Annotated in this window: 24 protein-coding genes and 1 tRNA gene; 14 read left to right on the top strand and 11 right to left on the bottom strand. The window is 66.4% G+C overall.

Going from position 1 to position 23,371, the window contains the following annotated elements; all coding sequences use genetic code 11:
- Positions 1-10: 10 nt before the first annotated feature.
- Together E8M01_RS10720 and E8M01_RS10715 are read right to left on the bottom strand one after the other, a co-directional pair.
- Positions 11-727 (bottom strand): glutamine amidotransferase, encoded by a 717-nt coding sequence (locus tag E8M01_RS10720; RefSeq protein WP_246088676.1) that lies wholly within the window; start codon positions 725-727, stop codon positions 11-13.
- Positions 728-925: 198 nt separating this feature from the next.
- Positions 926-1,264 (bottom strand): response regulator, encoded by a 339-nt coding sequence (locus E8M01_RS10715; RefSeq protein WP_170181855.1) that lies wholly within the window; start codon positions 1,262-1,264, stop codon positions 926-928.
- A gap of 82 nt (positions 1,265-1,346) precedes the next feature.
- Between E8M01_RS10715 and E8M01_RS10710 the strand changes: the two genes are divergently transcribed.
- From E8M01_RS10710 to E8M01_RS10690, 5 genes are all read left to right on the top strand, one after another.
- The gene (locus E8M01_RS10710; RefSeq protein WP_170181854.1) at positions 1,347-2,279 is read left to right on the top strand and encodes an AEC family transporter; all 933 of its coding nucleotides are present in this window, start codon (positions 1,347-1,349) and stop codon (positions 2,277-2,279) included.
- A 138-nt stretch (positions 2,280-2,417) separates the two neighbouring features.
- Positions 2,418-4,211 carry an ABC transporter ATP-binding protein/permease gene (locus E8M01_RS10705; RefSeq protein ID WP_136960105.1) on the top strand — a complete coding sequence of 598 codons (1,794 nt, stop codon included), beginning with the start codon at positions 2,418-2,420 and terminating at the stop codon, positions 4,209-4,211.
- Between the two features lie 40 nt (positions 4,212-4,251).
- Positions 4,252-4,827: a hypothetical protein gene (locus E8M01_RS10700; RefSeq protein ID WP_136960104.1), complete on the top strand. Its 576-nt coding sequence runs from the start codon at positions 4,252-4,254 to the stop codon at positions 4,825-4,827.
- 219 nt (positions 4,828-5,046) lie between these two features.
- On the top strand, positions 5,047-5,364 hold the full coding sequence (locus E8M01_RS10695) for a DUF2794 domain-containing protein (RefSeq protein WP_136964558.1): 318 nt from the start codon (positions 5,047-5,049) through the stop codon (positions 5,362-5,364).
- Between the two features lie 175 nt (positions 5,365-5,539).
- Positions 5,540-6,268 carry a hypothetical protein gene (locus E8M01_RS10690; protein WP_136960103.1) on the top strand — a complete coding sequence of 243 codons (729 nt, stop codon included), beginning with the start codon at positions 5,540-5,542 and terminating at the stop codon, positions 6,266-6,268.
- Between the two features lie 114 nt (positions 6,269-6,382).
- Here the strand turns inward: E8M01_RS10690 and E8M01_RS10685 are convergent, their stop codons facing one another.
- The gene (locus E8M01_RS10685) at positions 6,383-6,580 is read right to left on the bottom strand and encodes a hypothetical protein (protein WP_136960102.1); all 198 of its coding nucleotides are present in this window, start codon (positions 6,578-6,580) and stop codon (positions 6,383-6,385) included.
- Positions 6,581-6,624: 44 nt separating this feature from the next.
- Positions 6,625-6,699 (bottom strand) — tRNA-Gly (locus E8M01_RS10680).
- A 332-nt stretch (positions 6,700-7,031) separates the two neighbouring features.
- On the opposite strand from E8M01_RS10680, the gene E8M01_RS10675 reads away from it, so the two are divergent.
- The 4 genes from E8M01_RS10675 (at position 7,032) to E8M01_RS10660 (ending at position 11,085) form a co-directional block, all read left to right on the top strand.
- The gene (locus E8M01_RS10675; protein ID WP_136960101.1) at positions 7,032-8,363 is read left to right on the top strand and encodes a cytosine deaminase; all 1,332 of its coding nucleotides are present in this window, start codon (positions 7,032-7,034) and stop codon (positions 8,361-8,363) included.
- Between the two features lie 4 nt (positions 8,364-8,367).
- Positions 8,368-9,786: an FAD-binding oxidoreductase gene (locus E8M01_RS10670; RefSeq protein ID WP_136960100.1), complete on the top strand. Its 1,419-nt coding sequence runs from the start codon at positions 8,368-8,370 to the stop codon at positions 9,784-9,786.
- 77 nt (positions 9,787-9,863) lie between these two features.
- Positions 9,864-10,445 carry an NAD(P)H-dependent oxidoreductase gene (locus E8M01_RS10665; protein ID WP_136960099.1) on the top strand — a complete coding sequence of 194 codons (582 nt, stop codon included), beginning with the start codon at positions 9,864-9,866 and terminating at the stop codon, positions 10,443-10,445.
- A 133-nt stretch (positions 10,446-10,578) separates the two neighbouring features.
- The gene (locus tag E8M01_RS10660) at positions 10,579-11,085 is read left to right on the top strand and encodes a MarR family winged helix-turn-helix transcriptional regulator (protein ID WP_246088675.1); all 507 of its coding nucleotides are present in this window, start codon (positions 10,579-10,581) and stop codon (positions 11,083-11,085) included.
- Positions 11,086-11,118: 33 nt separating this feature from the next.
- Here the strand turns inward: E8M01_RS10660 and E8M01_RS10655 are convergent, their stop codons facing one another.
- The 5 genes from E8M01_RS10655 to E8M01_RS10635 form a co-directional block, all read right to left on the bottom strand.
- Entirely contained in the window at positions 11,119-11,997 is an 879-nt protein-coding gene (locus tag E8M01_RS10655; RefSeq protein WP_136960098.1) for an NAD(P)-dependent oxidoreductase, read from the bottom strand.
- A gap of 4 nt (positions 11,998-12,001) precedes the next feature.
- Positions 12,002-12,919, bottom strand: a complete 918-nt coding sequence (locus E8M01_RS10650; RefSeq protein WP_136960097.1) for a carbohydrate ABC transporter permease — start codon at positions 12,917-12,919, stop codon at positions 12,002-12,004.
- Positions 12,920-13,018: 99 nt separating this feature from the next.
- Positions 13,019-13,984, bottom strand: a complete 966-nt coding sequence (locus E8M01_RS10645) for a carbohydrate ABC transporter permease (protein WP_136960096.1) — start codon at positions 13,982-13,984, stop codon at positions 13,019-13,021.
- A 131-nt stretch (positions 13,985-14,115) separates the two neighbouring features.
- Complete coding sequence (locus E8M01_RS10640; protein ID WP_136960095.1) at positions 14,116-15,432, bottom strand: ABC transporter substrate-binding protein; 1,317 nt, start codon at positions 15,430-15,432, stop codon at positions 14,116-14,118.
- A gap of 157 nt (positions 15,433-15,589) precedes the next feature.
- Positions 15,590-16,654, bottom strand: a complete 1,065-nt coding sequence (locus E8M01_RS10635) for an ABC transporter ATP-binding protein (RefSeq protein ID WP_136960094.1) — start codon at positions 16,652-16,654, stop codon at positions 15,590-15,592.
- A 233-nt stretch (positions 16,655-16,887) separates the two neighbouring features.
- Between E8M01_RS10635 and E8M01_RS10630 the strand changes: the two genes are divergently transcribed.
- Positions 16,888-17,853, top strand: coding sequence for a 2-hydroxyacid dehydrogenase (locus E8M01_RS10630; protein WP_136960093.1), 966 nt, complete (start codon positions 16,888-16,890; stop codon positions 17,851-17,853).
- 91 nt (positions 17,854-17,944) lie between these two features.
- On the opposite strand, the gene E8M01_RS10625 is transcribed toward E8M01_RS10630, so the two are convergent.
- Positions 17,945-18,397: an NfeD family protein gene (locus E8M01_RS10625; protein ID WP_136960092.1), complete on the bottom strand. Its 453-nt coding sequence runs from the start codon at positions 18,395-18,397 to the stop codon at positions 17,945-17,947.
- Positions 18,398-18,410: 13 nt separating this feature from the next.
- Positions 18,411-19,391, bottom strand: coding sequence for an SPFH domain-containing protein (locus E8M01_RS10620; protein ID WP_136960091.1), 981 nt, complete (start codon positions 19,389-19,391; stop codon positions 18,411-18,413).
- Between the two features lie 306 nt (positions 19,392-19,697).
- Here E8M01_RS10620 and E8M01_RS10615 point away from each other — a divergent pair, with 306 nt between their 5' ends.
- The 4 genes from E8M01_RS10615 to E8M01_RS10600 are packed head-to-tail and all read left to right on the top strand — an operon-like array spanning position 19,698 to position 23,221.
- Entirely contained in the window at positions 19,698-20,663 is a 966-nt protein-coding gene (locus E8M01_RS10615; protein WP_136960090.1) for a metal ABC transporter solute-binding protein, Zn/Mn family, read from the top strand.
- A gap of 9 nt (positions 20,664-20,672) precedes the next feature.
- Entirely contained in the window at positions 20,673-21,425 is a 753-nt protein-coding gene (locus E8M01_RS10610) for a metal ABC transporter ATP-binding protein (protein ID WP_136960089.1), read from the top strand.
- Positions 21,426-21,428: 3 nt separating this feature from the next.
- Positions 21,429-22,325 (top strand): metal ABC transporter permease, encoded by an 897-nt coding sequence (locus E8M01_RS10605; protein ID WP_136960088.1) that lies wholly within the window; start codon positions 21,429-21,431, stop codon positions 22,323-22,325.
- Positions 22,325-23,221: a metal ABC transporter permease gene (locus tag E8M01_RS10600; protein WP_136960087.1), complete on the top strand. Its 897-nt coding sequence runs from the start codon at positions 22,325-22,327 to the stop codon at positions 23,219-23,221. Before E8M01_RS10605 ends, E8M01_RS10600 begins: the two co-directional genes overlap by 1 nt.
- Positions 23,222-23,371: the final 150 nt, after the last annotated feature.

Here is a 23,371-nt window from a genome sequence, read left to right as displayed (position 1 = left end):
GGCTGCGATGTCACGCCAGTGACGCATCCTCCGGCTGCATGCAGTCATGCGGTTTCAATGCGGTCCAATGATCCAGAAATGCGTCGAGCCAGATGCGCACCGCCGGATCATGGGCATAACGGCCGTCGAAATGCTCCTGGCGGCTCTTGGCGTTGGGCGAGGCCATGCGCTCGTGGGCGCGGGTGGTCCAGCGGCACATCATCCAGTGGGTCACTTCCGGATGGAACTGAATGCCATAGGCGGCGCGGCCGACCCGGATCGCCTGGTTCTCGAAACAGTCGCCGGTCGCCAGCAGCTCGGCGCCGCAGGGCTTTTCGAAGCCTTCGCGATGCCACTGATAGACGTGGTCCGGCCAGGGCATCTCGGCCCTGGCGGCGGCGGTCGTGTGCAAGGGGTAATAACCGACCTCGACATGGCCTTCGGGGTGCGTCGAGACGGTGGCGCCGAGGTGTTTCGCCAGCATCTGCGCGCCGAGGCAAATGCCGAGGAAGGGCAGCTCCTCCTTCAAGGCGGTGCCGATCCAGTCGGTCTCGTGCTTGACGAAATCGTCGGGGTCATTGGCGCTCATCGGCCCGCCGAAAATGACCGCTCCGGCGAAAGGACGGGTGGTCTTGGGCAGCGGATCGCCGAAGCGTGGCCGGCGAATATCGAGCCGATAGCCGCGCTCCTGCAGCAGACGGCCGACCCGGCCGGGCGTCGAATGTTCCTGATGCAACACGATCAGCATGGTGCCCGGTCCGTGCTCGCGCGTCCCGGAGGGACCCGCAAGTTTTGGCTCGTATCGGACCGGGGGACGCGCAGACATGCTTGGAATCACCAAGGACGCAGAAGAATTTTCCTAAGCTTGATGAAAAATCAGGCGGACTGAAAGATTGGTTAACAGAATGGCAGATGCGCGTGTCGCGGGGGCAACAGTCGGGCGGCTTCAGCCGGAAATCGCCTTGGCCAGGACCGCGGCTTCGACCGGCTTCTGCAGCACGACGTCGAACAGGCCCGGCAGCATGTCGTTCGGGTCATCGCCGGAAAGCGCGACCAGGCGCGGATGCGGCCCCTGCGACTTGAGCGCGATGGCGACCGCGACGCCGTCCATGTCGGGCATGCGCCGATCGATCACCGCGACATCGAAATGGGTCAGGGCTGCGGCTTCCAGCGCGGCATGGCCGCCGTCGACGGCAATCACGCTGTGGCCGAGCGCCGTCGCGATCCGCGCGACCACGTCGCGTGAAAACGCGTGGTCATCGGCGATCAGCACGGAGAGCGACATGGCGGGCATGCGCCAAGGGTTAACGTGCAATAGACAAGAAAGTGTTTATTGCGCGGATCGTCCCGCGGAATTCGAACGCCTCATGCTCGATCTCGTCCTGCTCGTCGTGCCGGTCTTCGGCCTGGTCGCGCTCGGCTATTTCGCCGCCCTGACCGGTCTCATCGGCGAGCGCTCGAACGAGGGCATCACCGCCTTCCTGTTCGTCGTCGGCGCGCCGGCGCTGCTGTTCAAGCTGATCACCGCGGCGGTGTTTCCCGAAACCTTTCCGTGGGGGTTCTGGATCGCCTATTACGTCGGCATGGGCGTGGTGTGGCTCGCCTCGATGATGCTGGCGGCAACCCTGTTCAAGACGTCGCATGGCGACGCGGTCATTGCCGGCCTCGCCGCAGGCCAGGCCAATACCGTGCTGATCGGCATACCGATCATCCTGAAGGCTTATGGCGACCAGGCCGGCTTTCCGATCGCCATGCTGCTGGCGGTCAACCTGCCGATCACCATGACGGTGGCGACCCTCATGCTGGAAGGCACACGCTCGGCCAGTGGCGGCGCGGTGGTCCGCAAACTGGCCAGGGGTCTGACGACCCACCCCTTGCTGATCGCCATGGCGGCGGGCGTGCTGGCCCAGGTCGTCGGCTTCCGGCCGTCGGGGCCGTTCGGCGCCACGCTCGGCATGCTGGCCGATACCACCGTGCCCCTGTCGTTGTTCGCGCTCGGCCTGTCGCTGAAGGCCTATGGCGTCAAGGCCGACCTGCCGGTGGCCCTGATGATCAGCCTGCTCCGGTTGATCGTCCATCCGGCCATTGCCTATGTCGTGGCCGCTCATGTCTTCGCGCTGCCGCCGGTCTGGACCGGCACCGTGGTGCTGTTCGCCGCCATGCCGGCGGGCATCAACGCCTATCTGTTCGCCGCCCGCTACGGCCAGGGCGTCGGCATCGCCTCGACCTCGGTCGCGCTCTCCACCGTTCTGTCGGTGGCGACCACGGTTCTGTGGCTCAGGGTCCTTGGCATCGGCTGAGGCAGCCCTATTTGCCGAATCTCCCGGCTTGTTCTGTTCATCTTGGGTTCAGCGCCCAATCGGGAGAGTCGTTCACGTCTTCGTGTTCAGCATCGTGGCTCGCGGCCGTTCCAAAGCCGCCTCGTGGATCCATCGTTCATGGCCTCTCCCGCGCCCGGCGCTGCTCATGAAGGTCTCGACCGCAAGGTGGTCAGCGACTTCTTCGCCTTGGCCGCCGGCTGGTGGAGCGGGGCGACGGCGCGGCGCGCCTGGTTCCTGACCGCCGCGCTCGCCGCCCTCCTGGTGGTCAATGTCGGCATCAATTTCCTGGTCAATACCTGGAACCGGCGGTTCTTCGACGCGCTGGAAAATTCCGAAACGGCAACGGTCGCCTGGGCGGTCCTGGTGTTTTTCGGCCTGGTCTTCTGCGCCGCGGCGGTCGGTGTCGGTGTCGTCATGTCGCGCGAGACGCTGCAGGTGCGCTGGCGCGAATGGCTGATCGGCACGCTGCTCGACCGCTGGATCGGCCGGCAGCGCTATTACCGCATGGGGCTTGCCGGAACCGAACCGGCCAATCCGGAATACCGCATTGCCGACGATACCCGCATGGCCACCGAGCCGATCGTCGACTTCGCCATCGGGCTCTTGTCCTCGGTGGTGTCGGCGCTGACCTTCGTCGGCGTCCTCTGGGTGGTCGGCGGCTCGCTCACCGTTCATGTCGGCGAGGGCAGCTTCGTCATCCCGGGCTATCTGGTGCTGGCGGCGGTCGTCTACGGCGTGGTGATGTCCTGCCTGATGTTGTGGATCGGCCGATCGCTGCCGGGCGCGGTGGCGCGCCGCAACGAGGGCGAGGCGAAACTCCGCTTCGAATTGACGCGGCTGCGCGAAAACAGCGAAAGCGTCGCGCTGATCCGTGGCGAAGCCGACGAGCGGCGCGCACTCGGCGCGACCTATGCCGATCTGGTCGGGCGTTGGCTGAATGTGGTCAGCCGGCACGGCCGGATCACCTGGCTGACCAATTCGAACGGCGTGTTCATCCCGGTGCTGCCGCTGTTGCTGGCGGCGCCGAAATATCTGTCCGGCGATTTCACGCTCGGCCAGGTGACCCAGCTCGCCGGCGCCTTTCTGCAGGTGCAGCTGGCGATCGCCTGGCTGGTCGACAATTACCGGGCGATCGCCCAGTGTTACGCCTCGATGCAGCGTGTCACCGACCTGACCAATGCTATCCACGATATCGACGGCGGTTTCGACGAGAACCACACTGGCGGCGTGGTCCTGGCGCCCTCGGTTTCGGGCGTCGTCCGGCTCGACGAACTGACCATTGCCGACCGCGCGGGCCAGGTGCTGATCGACCAGATCTCGGTGCGCATCGAGCCCGGCGAAAAGGTCATGATCTCGGGCGAGAGCGGCTCCGGCAAGTCGACGCTGGTCAGGGCGCTGGCCGGGCTCTGGCCCTGGGGCTCGGGCGTCATCGCGCTGCCGGCCGGCGGCGCCGTCGCCTTCGTGCCGCAGCGGGCCTATCTGCCGGCCGGCACCTTGCGTGCGGCGCTGCTCTATCCGGCCCAGACGGCCGAAGTCGACGACGCCGTGCTGAGCGAGGCGCTGGTCCAGGTCGGCCTCGGCTATCTCGAGGCCCGGCTCGGCGAGGCCGAGCGCTGGGAGCAGATCCTGTCCAATGGCGAGCGCCAGCGCCTCGCCGTGGCGCGGCTCCTGGTCCAGAAGCCCGACCTGGTCATTCTCGACGGCGCAACCAGCGCGCTCGACGAACCGGGCGAAGCCCGGCTGATGGCGGTGCTGGCCGCGGCCCTCGACGGCTCGACCCTGATCAGCGTCGGCCTGCGCCCGGGCCTGGAGGCGCTGCACGACCGCAAGCTGGTGCTGACGCGCGGCGAGCGCGGCGCCAGGCTGACCTCCATCCCGCTCGAGACCCGATCACCCGAACCCATCCCCTGACATCCAACGCCGCTTTGGCGCGGCGCCCGAGGAGCTATCGATGACGCTGCATATCTGGGATCACTTCTGGGACCTTCGCGTGAAGGAATGTCCCTGCGACGCGCATTTCTGCGACTGGCTGGAAGAGACCGAAACCCGGGGCAAGGCGATCTTCCATTTCGGCACTGGCGGTCACCACCTGCTCGGCCTGCACAATGTCGAAAAGGGGCTGAACAATGCCATTCTCGGCATTACCGCGTCACCCGGCGAGATCCGCACCTATGAGACGATGATCACCGAGAACCCCGAGCTCGGCTGGGGCTACAAGGCCTATTTCGGCGACATCTACCAGCTCGACGCGCGGCTCCTGCCGGTGTTCGACGTGGTCACCCTGTTCCATGTCGGCGAATTCCGCACCGAGAAGAACGATGAGTATGGCGGCCTCACCGACTATCAGATGGTGAAACTGCTGGCCGGCCAGACCCGCGCCGGCGGCACCATCGCCTTCTATGAAGGCTCTTATGCCTATGACAAGGCGAAGGGTGTGCATGACCAGCTGGTGGCCGAGGGCATCCTTGCGCCCAAGGGCCAGTTCAAGACCTTGCCGCTGTTCGAGCGCACGGCCCAGCCAGCCTGACGACAGCGGTCTGAGACGGGCGATCCGGTAGCGGCCGGCCACCCGTCCGAGGCCGGCGGGTACGGCATGGCTCGCCCGATCGGACCAGCCTTTGGGCCCGCCCCGGCTTGCCAAGCTCGCGCGCGAGGCAGATCATGACTGCTTCGTGACGCGAGATGGAGCGCTGGAAGGAGCCTCATGTCCGATGCCGAGACGAGTTTGCAGGGCACTGTCGTTCCCATGAACGCCGGTGCCTCCACCTCGCGCATAGCCTTCGACCGGCGCGAACTGGACGACATCCTGAACCTCTATGGACGCATGGTGGCTGCCGGCGAATGGCGCGACTACGCGATCGATTTCCTCAAGGACAAGGCGGTGTTCTCGATTTTCCGCCGCGCCTCCGAGGTGCCGCTCTACCGGATCGTCAAGGATCCGAAGCTGGCGGCGCGCCAGGGCGCCTATTCGGTGATCGCCGCGACCGGCCTCATCCTGAAGCGCGGCCATGAGCTCAGGCGCGTGCTGGCGGCGCTCGAAAAGCCGCTGAGGGCCGTACAATAAGCTTTGCGGTCCGGAGCCAGGCCGGAGAAAGCCGGCCTGGGCTCTGATGATCCGGGGCGGGGGCAGTTGCCTGCGCCCTGCATGGGGCGTCGAAACCACGCGCCCGGCCGCGCCATATCGCCGTAACCGGCGGGTCCTATGGCCTGTCCCGACCGCCGTCTTCAAAAGGCTTGCCATGCATCACTTCAAGGCCCTGTCCTGCGTCCTCGCCGTGATCGTCCAGCCGATCGCCGTGGCCTGCGGCGACGATCTGGTGATTCCGCCCGTGACCTATCCGCAGCTGGCGAAACAGGCCGCCGCCCCGGACGGCTTCGTGCCGCCGGGCTGGCGCCTGGAGCAGAGCCGGCGCGGCGACCTCAACGGTGACGGCATCGCGGATCTGGTGCTGGTCCTGCGCCAGGACGACCCGGTCAATATCCTGACCAATTCCGGGCTCGGCGAAAAACGCTTCAACACCAATCCGCGGATCCTCGCGCTGGCGCTCGGCAAGGCCGGCGGCGGTTTCGACCTGGCCTTGCAGAACCATAACCTGATCCCGCGCCGCGATGCGCCGACCCTCGAGGATCCCCTCGGCGACAATGCCGTCACCGTCGCACGCGGCGTCGTGAAGGTCCGTCTCGGCATGTTTTCAAGCGCCGGGTCCTGGGAGCTCTCGTCGACGACCTATACGTTGCGTTACCAGGGCGGCAGCTTGCGGGTAATCGGTTACGACCGGGACACGACGATGCGCAACAGCGGCCAGACCAGCGGCATCAGCATCAACTACCTGACCGGCCGGGTACAGCGCACGACCGGCCGGATCGACACCGACACGGTCGTCAAGCGCAACAGCATGTTGCGCGACCGCAGCCCGCTCACCATCGACCGCGTCGGCGACGGCCTCGCCTTCGAACCGGCCACCTGACGGTCGCAGCAAGCGGTCCATGGCGAGCCATGCCGGCATGGTCCGGTGCGCCGTGGCGGCGGCAGCGGCGTTCTGATGTGGTTGAAATGACGACCTGGGTCGCCCTGTCCGCTCTCAGGAAATGCGGATGAAGCGCTTCACCCGCGAGCGCGGCTTGACGGTGCGGCGGGTCACGGTGACGCCGCGCGGTGCGATCTCGATGCGGCGGCCGGGGTTCGGCACGAAGAAGCGGGCGGTTTCGGCAGCACCGTCGACGCGCAGGAAATCGATGTCGATCGCGCGCATGAACGACTTCACGGATCCGTATGTCATGGGAATTCTCCGGAAGTTCGGGCGGCGGCTATGAAGAGACAAATTGGAGCGGGAGAAGGGATTCGAACCCTCGACCCCAACCTTGGCAAGGTTGTGCTCTACCCCTGAGCTACTCCCGCATCAATTTGTCTCTCGACCGCCGAAGCATCGAAGAGGGCGGTTCTATGCCAAAGGACGCCGAGGATTGCAATGGTCCCGTGACACTTTTTTCCACGACTGTGGATCTTGGCGCGGTTCGCGGCCGTTTGATGCCGGCCAGAGGTGCTTCGAACCGCCAGCCGGCGGCAAATCCGGCGCTGCCGGCCGCGGCGCAGCACCTCCATTCCACCGCGGCTCTGGCCTCCCGCGCACGCCTCGTGATCTATTGCAGCGCCCACCGATGCGCCGCCGCCGATTCAGGCTGACGCATAGCGGCAGGGCCACGCAAACAGATTGCGCGCAGGAGAATTGCATGGGTCTCGGTTTTGCCTCGCTTCCCGACAGTGGCCGCTATCGGCTCGCCAATGCGACGGTTCCGGCAGCGCTGGTCGGCGGCGCCACGCTTGATGCCAATGGCGATGGCCTGGCGCTCGCCGACATCGTCATCACCGACGGCCGGATCGAAACGATCGGCGTGCGGTCGGCGGCCGATGCCGCGACCGACCTGGCCACCGTCGATCTCGATCGGGCCATGGTGTTTCCCTGTTTCGTCGACAGCCATACCCATCTCGACAAGGGCCATATCTGGCCGCGCGCGGCCAATCCCGACGGCACCTTTCCGGGCGCGCTCGCCGCGGTCGCCGCCGATCGCCAGGCCAACTGGTCGGCGGTGGACGTCAGGACGCGGATGAATTTCGGGCTCAGGTCGGCTTTTGCCCACGGCACCGCGGCGATCCGCACCCATATCGATTCGCTGCCCGGCCAGATCGACATTTCCTGGCCCCTATTCAGTGAGCTCCGGCAGGAGTGGCTTGGCCGGATCGACCTGCAGGCCTCCTCGCTCTGCGGCATCGATGTCGTGGTCGAGGACGGCTATCTCGACAAGCTGGTGCCCGTGCTGAAGCGTTTCGGCGGCGGCCTCGGCTGCGTCACCTATATGTCGCCGAACCTGGCCGAGGGGCTCGAGCAGCTTTTTTCGACGGCGCTGGCGCAAGGTTTCAAGCTCGACTTCCATGTCGACGAGACGCTTGATGCGGGGGCCCATTCGTTGCGGCTGATCGCCGAGGCCGCGTTGCGTTTCGGCTGGGCCGAGAACGGCAATGGCCGGATCGTGGTTGGCCATTGCTGCTCGCTGTCGGCGCAGGCCGACGACGAGGTCGAGCGCACGCTGGACCTGGTCGCCAAGGCGGGCCTCGCCGTCGTCTCGCTGCCGATGTGCAACATGTATCTGCAGGACCGGAGCTTCGGGCGCACGCCACGCCGGCGCGGTGTCACCTTGCTGCACGAGATGAAGCAGCGCGGCACGCCGGTCATGGTCGCATCCGACAACACCCGCGACCCCTTTTATGCCTATGGCGACCTGGATGTGCTGGAGGTGTACCGGGCGGCGACCCGGATCCTGCATTTCGACCATCCGGTCGGCGACTGGCCGTTGACCGTGACGGGAACTCCGGCCGAGGCCTGCGGGTTCTCCGGTCGCGGCCTGATCGCGGCAGGCCTTGCCGCCGATCTCGTGCTGTTCCGCGGCCGGACCTGGACCGAACTCCTGGCCCGGCCGGAGGCCGACCGGACGGTGATCCGGGCCGGCCGGGCCATCGATACGACGCTGCCCTGCTATCGCGACCTCGACGTGCTGTGGAGTTGACGCCATGACGACCTACGACATCGCCGGGTTGAAGAGCCGCCTCGGCGGCATCAGAACGGAAGAGAACCCGGCGCTGGTGAAACAGAAGAGCCGGGACTTCTATTGGTACTCGCCGACCTTGAAGCGGCAGCTCGATCATGTCGTCGGCGACATCATCGTGTCGCCGGCGAACGAGGCGGAGGTTATACGCACCCTGGCCGCGGCCTATGAACTGGGGATCCCGGTGACGCCGCGCGGCACCGGCACCGGCAATTACGGCCAGGCCATGCCGCTGTCCGGCGGCATCGTGCTGGATCTGGCCGGCCTCAATACGGTGATCGCCGTGCAGCCCGGGCGTTTCGTCGCCGAGGCCGGCGCGGTCATCGCCGATATCGACAAGCTGGCGCGCGGCCAGGCGCAGGAAGTCCGCATGCATCCCTCGACCTATGCGACCGCGTCGGTCGGCGGCTTCATCGCCGGCGGATCCGGCGGCGTCGGCTCGATCACCTGGGGTGGCCTGCGTGACGCCGGCAATGTGATCCGGCTCAAGGTGGTGACCATGGAGGCGGAGCCGCGGGTGCTCGAGCTCACCGGCGACGACCTCCACAAGGTGGCCCATGCCTATGGCACCAACGGCATCATCACCGAGGTCGAGATGCCGCTCGGGCCGGCCTATGCCTGGGTCGACCTGATCTTCGGCTTCGACACGTTCGAGCGCGCGGCCGGCTTCGCCAATTCGCTCGGCGAGCAGGACGGCATCGCCAAGAAGAACCTGACGGTGATCGCCGCGCCGGCGCCGCACAGCTATTTCCTGCGCCACCAGGACTATCTGCAGCCCGACAGCCATGTGGTCATCGCGATGATCGCCGACTTCGCGGTCGATGCTACGCTGGCGCTCGCCAGGCGTGCCAGTGCCGAACTGTTGTTCCGCTCGGACGTCCTCGCCGACGATGACAAGAAGCGCCTGCCGCCGGGTTTCGAGTTGACCTGGAACCACACGACACTGAGGGCGCTGCGCATCGATCCGGCGATCACCTATCTGCAGACGCTCTACCCGTTCCCCGACCAGGTGGCGCTGGCGGCCAAGCTGCACGCGCATTTCGGCGACGAGGTGATCGGTCATCTCGAATTCGTCCGCTTCGACGGCAAAGTGACCTGTTTCGGCCTGCCAATGGTGCGGTTCACGACCGAGGAGCGGCTCGACGAGATCGTCAGGATCCATGAGGACATGGGCGCGCCGGTGTTCAATCCGCACCGCTACACGCTGGAAGAGGGCGGCATGAAACAGACCGACGACGTCCAGCTCGCCTTCAAGAAGGAGGCGGATCCGAAGGGGTTGCTCAATCCGGGCAAGATGATCGCCTGGGAGGATCCGAGCTACGACTACAAATCAGGCAAACATTTCCTGTTCAAGAGCCTGGCCGAGGCGGGCGTCGCCGAATGAGACGAGCCGCCGGTCGCGGCGCCGCGGCGCGACCGCGGCGATCATGACCAGGTGACGAATCGTGCCATGGATGCCCGATGAAAGTTCTCGTCCTCTATTGCCATCCGAACCCGGAAAGCTACGGCGCGGCGCTGCATCGCGCCGTGGTCGAGACGCTGGCCGCGCAGGGCCATGAGGTCGATGATTGCGATCTCTACGCCGAAGGTTTCGATCCGGTCCTGAGCCGCGCCGAGCGGGCCGGGTATCACGACCTCGCCACCAACATCCTGCCGGTCAACGGCTATGTGGACAGGCTGCGCACCGCGGAAGCCCTGGTGCTGGTGTTCCCGGTGTGGAATTTCGGCCTGCCGGCCGTGCTGAAAGGCTTTCTCGACCGGGTTTTCCTGCCCGGCGTGTCGTTCGGCATGGTCGACGGCAAGGCGCGCGGCCAGCTCACCAATGTCAAGAAGGTGGCCGTGGTGACCAGTTATGGCGCGACCTGGCTGAAGGCGCTGCTGCTCGGCAATCCGCCGCGCAAGTTCTGCACCCGTTCGCTGCGCGGGGTGACCCGCACGACGTCGCCGGTGACCTATCTCGCCCATTACGACATGAACCGGTCGACACCGCAAAGCCGCGCCGCCTTTCTCGCCAAGGTGCGCAATCGGATGGCCAGCTTGTGAGCCGGCTGGCTTGGTCACGATGTTGTCACGTTGCCGAGGGGAATATGCGGCGGTCGCGACTCCGCGGCCGTCACGCGGCCGCGCGCAGGGTTGATATCAGCCACTCGCCCGGTCACGCTTCAGGGGGATAGGCATGACCCGCGCGAAGGAGGCCGAACGGCCGGTGCGAGAACCTTATCGCAAGACCATTGGCGCCCATGTTCAACATGCCGCACGCGTTCATCGTGCGCTGGTGGCACGCAAATTGACCACGCTCGGGCTCTATCCGGGCCAGGAGCAGGTTCTGAAGATCCTGGCGGATGCCGGTGACATGACCATGGGCGACCTTGCCACGACGCTGCGGGTCAGGCCGCCGACCGCATCCAAGACCGTCGGCCGGCTGCATGTCCAGGCCCTGGTCGAGCGCAAGACCAGCGAAGGCGGCGACGGCCGGCTGGTTCGCGTCGGCCTGACCGAGGCCGGCCGCGCCAAGGCCCTGGCGCTCGACGACCTGTGGTTCGCGGCGGAAGACGAGATGCTTGCCGATCTCGACACCAAGGATGTGAAACGGCTCAGGAAATTGCTTCGCCGGATCGAGAAGACCCTGCAGCCGCATGAACACCTCGGCGGCGACGACGAGGACGACGAGGGTGAGGGCTGACGGTCAGCCCCGTCGTGATCGAGGCCTGTGCATTCAGCTTTTCGGCGCCATGGCCCGATAGGCCTCGATGACCAGCGCGTCGTCGGCCTTGCCGAGGCCCATGCCGGAGGCCGCCAGGAACAGCTGGTGGGCGGCGGCGGCCAGGAACAGCGGCGCGCGGGTGGAATGGCCGGCATCGAGCACGATGCCGAGATCCTTGACGAAGATGTCGACCGCAGAGGTGACTGGCGGATCGTCCATCAGCATGCGCGGGCCGCGATTGCTGAGCATCCAGCTGCCGGCGGCGCTCGCGCCGTAGATCTCGAGCAGCAGGCTGGTGTCGAGGCCGGCGCGCTCGCCGAGCGCCAGGGCCTCGGCCGCGGCGGCAATATGCACGCCGCAGAGCAATTGGTTGATGGTCTTGACCATGGCGCCGTCGCCAGCCTTCTGGCCGACATGGTAGAGCCTGGAGCCCATCACCCTCAGGATCGGTTCGGCGGCTTCGTACTCGGCCTGGGGGCCGGCCGCCATGATGGTGAGCGAGCCGGCCTCGGCGCCGACCACGCCGCCCGAGACCGGCGCGTCGATGAAGCGGCGCTGGCTTGCCTCGACCTTGGCGCCGATCGCCGCGGCGCGGGCCGGCGGACAGGTGGCCGAGAGAATGACCAGCGCCCGCGGGCTCAGGGCGTCGAGGGCGCCGGCCTCGAACAACACGGCCTCGGCCTGATCGGCATTGACCACCATCAGGACCAGCACGTCGGCGCCATCGGCGGCGTCGCTGGCGCTCGGGAACGGCGTGCCGCCCTGGCCCTCGAGCCAGTCGAGCGCCAGCGGATTGACGTCGAAGCCCCTGACCTGATGGCCGGATTTGATCAGGTTGGCCGCCATCGGCCGTCCCATGGCGCCAAGGCCGGCGAAGGCGATGCTGGTCAAGGCCCTACTCCTTCACGGCGCCGGTCATCGCCGACACATAATGCTCGACGAAGAAGGCATAGAGGATGACCAGCGGCAACGAGCCGACCAGCGCGCCGGCCATCAGCGAGCCCCAGCGGAACACGTCGCCGTCGACGAATTCGGAGATGATCGCCACCGGCACGGTCTTGTTGTGGTTCGACGAAATGAAGGTCAATGCGTAGACGAACTCGTTCCAGCACAGGGTGAAGGCGAAGATGAAGGCCGAGATCAGGCCGGGCACGGCGAGCGGCAGGATGATCTTGGTCAGGATCTGCCAGCGGCTGGCGCCGTCGACCAGGGCGCATTCCTCAAGCTCGTAGGGGATGGTCTTGAAATAGCCCATCAGCAGCCAGGTGCAGAACGGGATGAGGATGGTCGGATAGGTCAGGATCAGCGCGAAGGGCGTGTCGAACAGCCCATAGGCATAGATGATCGTCGACAGCGGGATGAACAGGATCGACGGCGGCACCAGATAGGCGAGGAAGATCAGCCCGCCGACCGTCTGGGCGCCCTTGTAGCGCACCCGGACGATGGCATAGGCCGCCAGGACGGAGGCGAAGATCGACAGGAAGGTGGCGCAGACCGCCACCAGCATGGTGTTCCACAGCCAGCGCGGATAGTTGGAATCGAGCAGCAGCTTCTCGACATGGCGCAGCGTCGGCTCGGTCACCCATAACGGGTTGCTGGTCTGCAGGTCGAGCAGCTGGGCGTCCGGTTTGATCGAGGTGATGACCATCCAGTAGAACGGAAACAGCAGCACGATCATGATGATGATCAGCGGCAGATAGACCGTCACCACCTTGCGCGGCAGGTTCTCGAGATAGCTCATGCCCTCGGAGGCGTCGGACGAGGCGAGGCTCGCCGCGCGGACCGGGTTGGTCTGGGGGGCCGTGGCGGTCATGGCGTTCTCCCGCTCGATCGTGGTTGGCCGAAGGCCGGCGCGCCGCCGAACATGGTGATGGTGGCCGGCGTTTCGGCCGGCAATGGCTGCATCGGGCGATCAGTCACTGTTCTCTCCCGCCTGCCATTTGCGCCGCTGCAGACCGAACCAGGACAGCATGATGGTGGCGAGCAGGAACGGGATCATGGCGGTGGCGATGGCGGCGCCTTCGCCGAGATTGCCGCCCAGGATGCCGCGCTGGTAGGACAGCGTCGCCATCAGATGGGTGGCGTTGACCGGCCCGCCGCGGGTCATTGCCCAGATCAGCTGGAAGTCGGTGAAGGTGAACAGCACCGAGAAGGTCATCACGACGGCGATGATCGGGGTCAGCAGCGGATAGGTGATGTGGCGGAAGATCTGCCATTTGGATGCGCCGTCCAGTGTCGCCGCCTCGTAGAGCGAGGGCGACACGGTCTGCAGACCGGCCAGCAGCGTGATGGCGACGAAGGGAATGCCGCGCCAGATATTGGCGAAGATCACCGAACATTGGGCGAGGAACGGGTCGCCGAGCCAGTTGATCACGCCGCCTTTCGGCAGGATGCCGACTTGCACGAGGCCCCAGGTGATGACCGAGAACTGGGTGTCGAAGATCCACCAGAACGCCACCGCCGAGAGCACGGTCGGCACGATGAAGGGAATCAGCACGATCGAGCGGATCAGTGCCTTGAACGGCAGGTTGTTGTTGAGCAGCAGGGCGAGATAGAGCCCGACCGCAAACTTGATGCCGGAGGCGATGAAGGTGAACACGATGGTGAAGATCAGCGCCCGGATGAAGTCGGTGTCGCCCATCAGCCATTCGTAGTTTTCCAGGCCGATGAAAGTGCCGGCGCGGCCGATCTTTGCATCGGTGAAACTGATCCAGATGCCCTTGCCCAGCGGATAGACCAGGAACAGCACCAGAAAGGCGATGGCCGGCATCATGAACCAGGCGCCGAGCCAATTGCGGTTGCGCTTCAGCTGGTCCCACATCGAAACGTCGCGTGGCGAGGCCTTGGCGGTCGGGTTGGCGAGAGCGGCGTCGGCCATCGGGGAACTCCGGCGTAGGGCTAGGGAGGCAGCTCAAAAAAGCGCCGCCTCCACCCGAAATCGGCAATGGGAGGCGGCGTCGCGGCCGCCTCCATGAAGCCAGCAGGACTGGGAAGCCAGCGGGACTGGCGTCAGCGATAGATGCGCCGCAACTGGCGTTCGGCGAGCGCGATGGCGCCTGCCTCGGTCTCCTTGCCGGTACAGAAATTGGCGAACAGATCGACCACGATGAAGTCGGCGGTTGCGGTCGCCGCCTTCTCGTTCAGCGGTCCACGGGCGCCGGCGACCAGGCTGCGCTTGGCCGATTCACGGAACACCCGGGTCTTCGGATCGGTGGTCCAGACCGGGTTGTTGTCATAGGCGTTGAGCATATGGGTCAGGTAGCCGCCGGCCGCCTCGAGCCACGGATTGAACTGCTCGGCTTCCAGGATGAACGCCATGAAGGCTTTGCAGGCATTCGGCGAGCGCGTGTAGTTCATGGCCAGCATCGGGAAGGCCAGCTGGATTTCAGCCGGCCTGCCGACCGGGCCGACCGGCCAGAAGGCGTGATCGGTGTCGGCGGCGATCTCGCGCTGCTTGGCATCCGGGGAAATCTTCGCCGCGGCGTAGATCGAGATGCCGTTGGCGGTCAGATGGACCTCGCCCGACAGATAGGCGCGGTTGTTGCTCGCATCGTTCCAGGCGGCGGTGCCCGGAATGAAGGTGTCGTAGAGCTGCTTGGCATAACGCAGCGCCGCGACGGTCTCCGGCGAGTTGATGGTGATCTTTTCCTTGTCGTCGACCTGGTAGGCGCCGTGCGACCAGAGCAGCCAATGGGCGAAGGCATTGCCGTCGCCGGTGGCGCGGCCGAGCGGGAAGCCGACCTGCGTGCCCTTGGCCTTCATCGCCTTGCACAGTTCGAGGAAGCCGGCATTGTCGCCGGGAACCTCGTTGAAGCCGGCGGCCTTGAGCGACGAAATGCGGTAGTTGATATAGCCGCCATTGACCGCGACCGGGATCGAGATCCACTTGTTGCCGAGCTTGCCATAGGCTTCGGCCAGCGGCACCCAGCCGCCATATTTCTTGCCGAGATAGTCGGCGACGTCGGTGACGTCGACGCAGCGCTGCGGGAACAGGTGGGGCAGCGAATAGAGGCCCCAGAAGATGTCCGGGCCGGCGCCGGTATTGGCGGCGACCGACGCCTTGGGCTGCAGGTCGTCGAAGCTCTCGCTGGTCAGCGTCACCTTGACGCCGGTCGCCTGGGTGAAGGCCGCGACCATCTTGTTGAACTGGGCGTCCTCGGCCTCGACGAAACGGCGCCAGCGCAGCACGCTGATCGAGGCATTGGCCTCCGGCTTGAACGGCGATGCCTGGGCCCAGGCCTTGGCCCATTCGGTGGCGCTCGAAGCGGTCAGCGCGCCGGCGGCGGCTGCCCCTTTGACGAGCGAACGGCGTGTGATGCTGGTCATGATGGTCGATCCTCCCTTGATGATGGCGGCAGCCCGTCTGGTGCGGGCCTTTCCGTTGTTTCGGCGGGTTCATCCCGCTTGGCGTGATCCGATGGCGAGCCTTCGAAAGTGGTGCTGCCGGCCGTCGCGGCCGAGCTTTGCCGGCGCGCGGGCCGCGTCAGTGCTGGCCGAGATTACGACCGGTCTCGGCGTCGAACAGATGGGTGACGCGCGGATCGGTGCTGAGCTTGATGATGTCGCCCGGCTTGAAGTCATGGCGTTCGCGGAACACCAGGATGACGTCCTGGCCATTGAGCTTGGCGACGACCTGGATTTCCGCACCGGTCGGCTCGACGACGATGACCTCGGCCTCGGCGCCGGCCTGGTCGTCCAAGAGGAAATGTTCGGGCCGGATGCCATAGACCGCCGGCTTGCCGTCGAAGCCGACGGGCGGCTTGCCGAGCGGCAGGCGCTGGCCGCCCTCCAGGACAAAATCCTTGCCGTCGATCTTGCCCTTCAGGAAGTTCATCGCCGGCGAACCGATGAAGCCGGCGACGAACAGGTTGCGCGGGTTGTCGTAGAGATCGAGCGGCGCGCCCATTTGCTCGACGATGCCGTCATGCATGACGACGATCTTGTCGCCCATGGTCATGGCTTCGATCTGGTCGTGGGTGACATAGACCGTGGTGGTCTTCAGCCGCTGATGCAGCTCCTTGATCTCGGTGCGCATGGCGACGCGCAGCTTGGCGTCGAGGTTCGACAAAGGCTCGTCGAACAGGAACACCTGAGGATCGCGGACGATGGCGCGGCCCATGGCGACGCGCTGGCGCTGGCCGCCGGACAGTTGCCGCGGATAGCGCTCGAGCAGCGCGCCGAGATTGAGGATCTCGGCGGCGCGCTTCACCTTGACGTCGATTTCCGATTTGGCGGCGTTCCGGAGCTTCAGCGAGAAGCCCATGTTGTCGGCCACCGTCATATGCGGATAGAGCGCGTAGTTCTGGAACACCATGGCGATGTCGCGTTCCTTCGGCGGAACGTTGTTGACCACCCGGTCGCCAATGGCGATCTCGCCGCCGGTGATGTTTTCCAGCCCCGCGATCATTCGCAGAAGAGTCGATTTGCCGCAGCCGGACGGACCCACCAGCACGACGAACTCGCCGTCGGAAATCGGCACCGAAACGCCATGGATGATCGGTGTCGAGCCGAAAGCCTTCCGCACGTCGCGGATGTCGACGGATGCCATCTATGATCCTCCCTGGGCGGTCAGCCGTACCCCGCGCTTCGGCCCCTTGACCTGGGCTCTCTGATCCGGTCCCGTGTGGCCGGACGCAGCGGGGTGTCTTTTCGTCGGGGCCAGTGTGGCACGCTGGAATTTCTGAAATCAAGTGTGATCACAGAAACACCTTGGAACCTTCAATCGTTTGAAATGTGATGTCGCATGGGACAGTTCGCGCGACCGCAGCAGGGAGTAGAACCATGAGCAGGCCCGATCTTCTGATGACCGGACCGATGATGCCGCTGGTCCAGGAGGGCCTGGCGCAACGCTTCACCGTGCACAAGCTGTGGGAGGCGGCCGACAAGGAGGCGATGCTGAACGAGGTGGCGCCGACCGTCATGGCGATCGCCACCGGCAACCATTCGCCGACCGATGCCGCCCTGATGAGCCGCCTGCCCAATCTCAAGATCGTCGGCAGTTTCGGCGTCGGCTACGATGCGGTCGATGCGGCCTGGGCCGGTCAGCACGGCATCGTGGTGACCAATACGCCCGACGTGCTGAACGAGGAGGTCGCCGACACGGCGCTCGGCCTTCTGTTGTCGACGGTGCGCGAGTTCCCGCAGAACGACCGCTATCTGCGCGCCGGCAAATGGCTGCAGAAACCTTATCCGCTGACCGGCACGCTGCGCGACCGCAAGGTCGGCATTCTCGGCCTTGGCCGCATCGGCAAGGCGATCGCCCGGCGCCTCGATGCCTTCGGCGTGCCAGTGGTCTATCATGGCCGCAGCGAGCAGAAGGACGTCGCCTACGGCTATTATCCAACCCTTGTCGGCATGGCCAGGGACGTCAATGTCCTGTTGATCGTGGCGCCGGGAGGGGATGCGACCAACAAGATCGTCAATGCCGAGGTGCTGGCAGCCCTCGGTCCCGATGGCGTCCTGATCAATGTCGGGCGCGGCTCGGTGGTCGACGAGCAGGCGCTGATCGCGGCGCTGCAGGCGAAGACGATCAAGTCGGCCGGTCTCGACGTGTTCGAGGACGAGCCGCGGGTGCCGGCGGAACTGATCGCCATGGACCACATCGTGCTGTTCCCGCATGTCGGCTCGGGCTCGGTCCATACCCGGCGGGCGATGGCGCAACTGGTGGTCGACAATCTCGTGTCCTTTGCCGACGGCAAAGGTCCGCTGACCCCGGTCCCGGAGACGCCCTGGCCGCCGAAGGCCTGAAGGACCGGCACTTTCGGGGAACGGGCGCGGCCGGTTCCCCGGCATCGTCGAACCCGACCGCTAGGGCGTGCAGCCTTTATGAGTGCACGCCCTAGGCCGGTTCGACCACCAGCGTGGTGCCGTCGATGCGCTTGACCCGGACGCGCGTCCCGGACGCACAATCCGGGCCGGTGACGGCCCAGACCGTGTCGGCGATGCGGACGCGCCCTCGTCCGGCCTGGATCGGCTCATCGATGACGAATTCCTGGCCGACGATGGTTCCGGAGCGCTCGTTCAGGTGCGGCTGATCGCTGGCGTCGCTGTTGCGGCTCCAGGCGAAACGGAACCAGGCGACGACGCTGGCCAGTGCCAGCGCCGCGAAGACGCCGGCCTGGACCTGCCAGGACGCGTCGGGCAGGAGGAGGAAGATCACCCCGGTGATCGCTGCCGCCGCGCCGAGCCAGATCAGGAAATAGCCCGGCACGACGATTTCGGCGACCAGCAGGACCGCTGCGAAGGCGATCCAGCCCCAGGCGCCAAGTGAAGCAAAGCCGTTGATGATCATCTCGGGACTACCTTCAGCCGCCGGCCGGCGGCACGCTGCCGCGCGGCGCAAGCCTGGCCAGGGCCGGCGCGTCGGTTCCAAACGCCGCCTTGGCGATCTCGCCGATGCCGGCGAGCGAGCCCAGGATCTGGGTGGTCTCGACCGGCATGATCAGCACCTTCTGGTTCGGCGACTGGGCCATGGCCTCGAGCGCCTTCAGATATTTCTCGGCGATGAAATAGTTGACCGACAGGGAGTTGCCGCCGGCGATTGCGACCGACAGCACCTCGGTCGCCTTGGCTTCCGCCTGGGCCTGGCGTTCGCGCGCCTCGGCGTCGCGGAAGGCCGCTTCGCGCCGGCCTTCGGCTTCCAGGATCTGCGATTGCTTCTGACCTTCGGCGCGCAGGATCTCGGATTGGCGCTGACCCTCGGCCTCGAGGATCACCGCACGCTTCTCGCGTTCCGCCTTCATCTGCCGGCCCATGGCCGCCACCAGGTCGGCCGGCGGCACGATATCCTTGATCTCGATGCGATTGACCTTGACGCCCCAGGGCGAGGCTGCCTGGTCGACGACACGCAGCAGCCGTTCGTTGATCTCGTCGCGATGCGACAACAGCGCGTCGAGGTCCATCGAGCCCATCACCGTGCGGATATTGGTCATCGCCAGGTTGAGCAGAGCGAGGTTGAGATTGGTGATCTCGTAGCTGGTCTTGGCCGGATCGAGCGACTGGAAGAAGGCGATGCCGTCGACCGTCACCTTGGCGTTGTCCTTGGTGATGACCTCCTGGCTCGGCACGTCGAGCACCTGCTCCATGACGTTCACCTTGTGGCCGATCCGGTCGATGAACGGCACGATCAGCGACAGGCCCGGCCTGAGCGTGCGGACATAACGACCGAAGCGCTCCACCGTCCATTGATAGCCCTGCGGCACCGTCTTGACGCCGGAAAAGATGATAATGATGGCAAGCACAACAAGGGCGACAAGGGCGATGTCGCTGCCGGCAAAAGGAAACATGATGGGTCTCCGAAAGGGAATGCGAAGGTAGGGCGGCAGGCTTTGGAGCACAATCCTAGCATGTCCCCGATCGCTCCGGCGCGACGCTGGCGCGCAACGCCGTCGTCCACGGCCGCGCGCCTCGTCACGAAAACGCATCATGGCGGTTGGATCGTTTCGCGCCCATGACGCAGGTGCGCCACCGGCGTTTCGGGTGTCCGGCCGGGGCGGTTTTTGCGAATGCGTCGCAACAAACTTGACACGAGAGGCCTCGCGCCGCAATTTCCTGCGAATGACTTGCAACAACGCTTCAACCCTGGTGAACCCATGATGCCACCCGTCTCACGCCGGGTTTTTGCCGGCGCCGCTGCTGGTCTTGCGCTCGGCCTCGGTCGCGCCGCCGCGGCTCAACCGCTGTCGGTGGTGACCACGACCGCCATGCTGGGCGATGCGGTACGTATGCTCGCGGGCGATGCGGTCAAGGTCGAATCGCTGATGGGCGAAGGCGTCGATCCGCATCTTTACCGCCCGACCCGCGCCGATATCGTCAAGCTGACCGCGGCCGATCTGGTGATTGCCCATGGCCTCAACCTGGAGGCGCAGTTCCGCGAGACCTTTGCCCAGATCGGCCGGCAACGGCCGGTGGTGTTTGCCGCCGACGCGGTTCCCCGGGAGCGGCGCCTCAACGACCAGGAGGTGCCGGACAAGCCCGATCCGCATGTCTGGATGGATCCAGGGCTCTGGATCGTGGTGGTTCGTGCGGTGGCCCATGCGCTCGAGACCCATGGGCGGCCCAACCGCGATCCCGTGACGCCGCGGCTCGCATCGACGCTTGCCGAGCTTCAGGCGCTTGGCACCTATGCGAGCGGGATCCTGTCCAGCGTGCCGGCGGAACGGCGCCTCCTGGTGACCGCGCATGACGCCTTCGGCTACCTCGCCAGGGCTTTTGATTTCGAGGTGCACGGCATCCAGGGCCTGTCGACCGAGAGCGAGGCCGGGCTGAAATCCATCGAGGCCACCGTCGAGCTGATGGTGAAGCGGCGCATCCCTGCCATTTTCGTCGAGAGTTCGGTGTCCGACCGCAATGTCCGGGCGGCGATCGAGGGCGCGGCCCGGCGTGGCCACACCGTCGCCATCGGAGCGGAACTGTTCTCCGACGCCATGGGCAAGCCAGGGACCTATGAGGGCACCTATCTCGGCATGATCGACCACAATGTCACGGCGATTGCCCGGGCGCTGGGCGGCACCGCACCCGAACGCGGCATGTCCGGCCGCCTGAATGTCGCGGGCTGAGGCGTGACCATGCTGGCGCGCCCCCCCGGCCCGACACTGGACGTCCTGGCTGGCCGGCTCATGGTGGAGGACCTGTCGGTCGCCTATCGCGGCGTGCCGGCGCTCACCGACATCACCTGGGTGGCGCCGGCAACCGGGCTCGTCGCCGTGGTTGGCCCGAATGGCGCGGGCAAATCGACCTTGATCAAGGCGATCCTCGGCCTGGTGCCGTCGACCGGCAAGGTCAATGTCGGCGGCCGCACGATGGACGAGGCGCGCGGCCTGACCGCCTATGTGCCGCAGCGGGCTTCGGTCGACTGGGACTTTCCGGCGACGGCGCTCGATGTCGTGCTGCAGGGCATGGTGCGCGAGACCGGCTGGTTCAGGGCCTATGGCCGGGCCCGGCGCGGCAAGGCGCTCGACCTGCTCGACCGTGTCGGGCTCGCCGATCTGGCCAGCCGGCAGATCGGTGCCATGTCGGGTGGTCAGCAGCAGCGCGTCTTTCTCGCCCGGGGGCTTGCCCGCGACGCCCGCATCCTGTTTCTCGACGAGCCGCTGGCGGGTGTCGACGCGGCCTCGGAGAGCATTATTCTGGATGTCTTCGACGCGCTCGACCGGGACGGCCGCCTGGTGGTCTGTGTGCATCACGACCTGGGCACGGTCGCCGCCCGCTTTCGCGACGTGCTGGTGCTCAACAAGACGGTCATTGCCGCCGGACCGGTCGCCGAGGCCTTCACCCCGCAGGTGCTGGCCAGGGCCTATGGCGTGCCGCTGGCCACCTGACCGATGGATCAATTGATCACCCAGATCCTGCGTGTGGTGAGCTTGCAGGCCGGTTTCAACACGACGGTGGTCATGCTCGGATCGGCTGCGCTCGGCTGTGCCGCCGGGGCCGCCGGTGTCTTCGCCATGCTGCGACGGCGCGCGCTGGTCTCGGACGCCGTGGCACATGCGACCTTGCCCGGCATTGCCGGCGCCTTCCTGCTGGCCGCGGCGCTCGACCGGGCGCCGCGCGACGCGCTGTGGCTGATGGGCGGCGCGGGGCTCGCGGCGCTGGCCTCGCTGATCGCCATCGAATGGCTCGGCCGCCGGCCGAAGGTTGGCCCGGATACGGCGACCGCCGCGGTGCTGGCGGCCGGTTTCGGGCTGGGCCTGGCGCTCCTGTCCATCGTGCAGACCCTGTCGATCGGGCGCCAGGCGGGACTGGAACAATTGCTGTTCGGCTCGGCCGCCGGCATGCTGCCGCACGAGGCCGAGGTGATGGCGCTGTTGGCGGTCCTGGTGCTGGCAATCCTGGTCGCCGTGCTGAAGGAGCTCTGCGCGGTGGCGTTCGATGCCGACTTCGCCCGGGCGATCGGCCTGCCGGTGGCGCGGCTCGACGGGCTGGTTGCGCTTGTCTGCGCCGTCGTGGTGGTCGCAGCCCTGCCGGTGGCCGGCTTCGTCTTGTCGGTCGCCCTGGTCGTCATCCCGCCGGCGGCGGCACGGTTCTGGACCGATCGCGCCGGCCTGGTGGTGATCCTCGCGGCCGGGTTCGGCGCCGTCTCGGCTTTCTCGGGCGCCGCCGTCTCGGCGGTGGTGGCCGATACGCCGACCGGGCCGGCCATCGTGCTGGTCGCGGCTCTGCTCTTTGCCTTCAGCCTGGTGTTCGGCCGGGCCCGCGGGCTGATCGCGGGGCAAGGCTGATGGCGAATTTCTGGATGGTCGATTTCGTGCCGCTGCTGGCGGCGACGCTCGCGGCGCTGGCCTGTGCGCTGGTCGGCAATTTTCTGATTCTCACCCGTCGCGCCATGGCCGCCGATGCGCTGAGCCACGCCGTGGTGCCGGGCGTGGTGATCGCGGTGGTGGTCACGGGGTCGACCGCAAGCCCGGTCATCCTTGGCGGCGGCCTGGCCGCGGCTTTCGCGGCGAGCGGCCTCGTCGCCTTTCTCACCCGCGCCGGCCGGGTCGAGCCGGGCGCGGCGCTTGGCATCGTGTTCACCAGCTTCTTCGCCTTCGGCATCCTGCTTCTGGAATGGACCGGGCTTGCCCGTACCGCCTTCGACATCCATCACGTGGTGACCGGCCACCTGGAAGGGCTGATCTGGGTGACCGCCGATGACGCGGCCGGGGCGTCGCCGCTGGTTATGCTTGGTCAGCTGCCGAAGGTCGTCGCCGAGCTCGCCCTGGTGCTGGTGCTGGTGACGGCGATCCTGGTGGCCTTCCACAAGGAACTCGCCTTGATCGCCTTCGATCCGGTCTTCGCACGCGCCGCCGGCCTGCCGATCGGCGCGCTGGAGGCCGCGCTCTTGACCGCGACCGCGCTTGCCTGCACGGCTGCCTTCCAGTCGGTCGGCGTGGTGCTGGCGGTTGCGATGATCGTCTGCCCGGCAGCGACCGCCCGGCTGCTGACCACAAGGCTCTCCCGCCAGATCGGGCTGTCGCTCGCCATTGCCTTCGCCACCGTGCTGATCGGTTATGCCGCAGCCGTGGTCGGGCCGGCGCTGTTCGGCTCGGCGCTGGCGCTCAATGCCGCGGGCACCATCGGGGCAACCGCCGGCCTCGCCCTGGCGCTGACGGCGGCGGTCAAGGCCCGGGCCTGATCGGCCTGCGGCTGATCCGACCCGCCTGCGGCTGATCCGACCCGCCTGCGGCTGATCTGACCCGCCTGCGGCCGATCTGACCCGCCTGCGGCGCTTGGCACCTTTCAACCCTTCCAATTCCGGCGTATCACCCGCGCAACTTCGCTTGGT

Source organism: Phreatobacter stygius, from assembly GCF_005144885.1.
Lineage (GTDB): Bacteria > Pseudomonadota > Alphaproteobacteria > Rhizobiales > Phreatobacteraceae > Phreatobacter > Phreatobacter stygius.
This window is presented reverse-complemented; position numbering and strand designations above follow the sequence as displayed.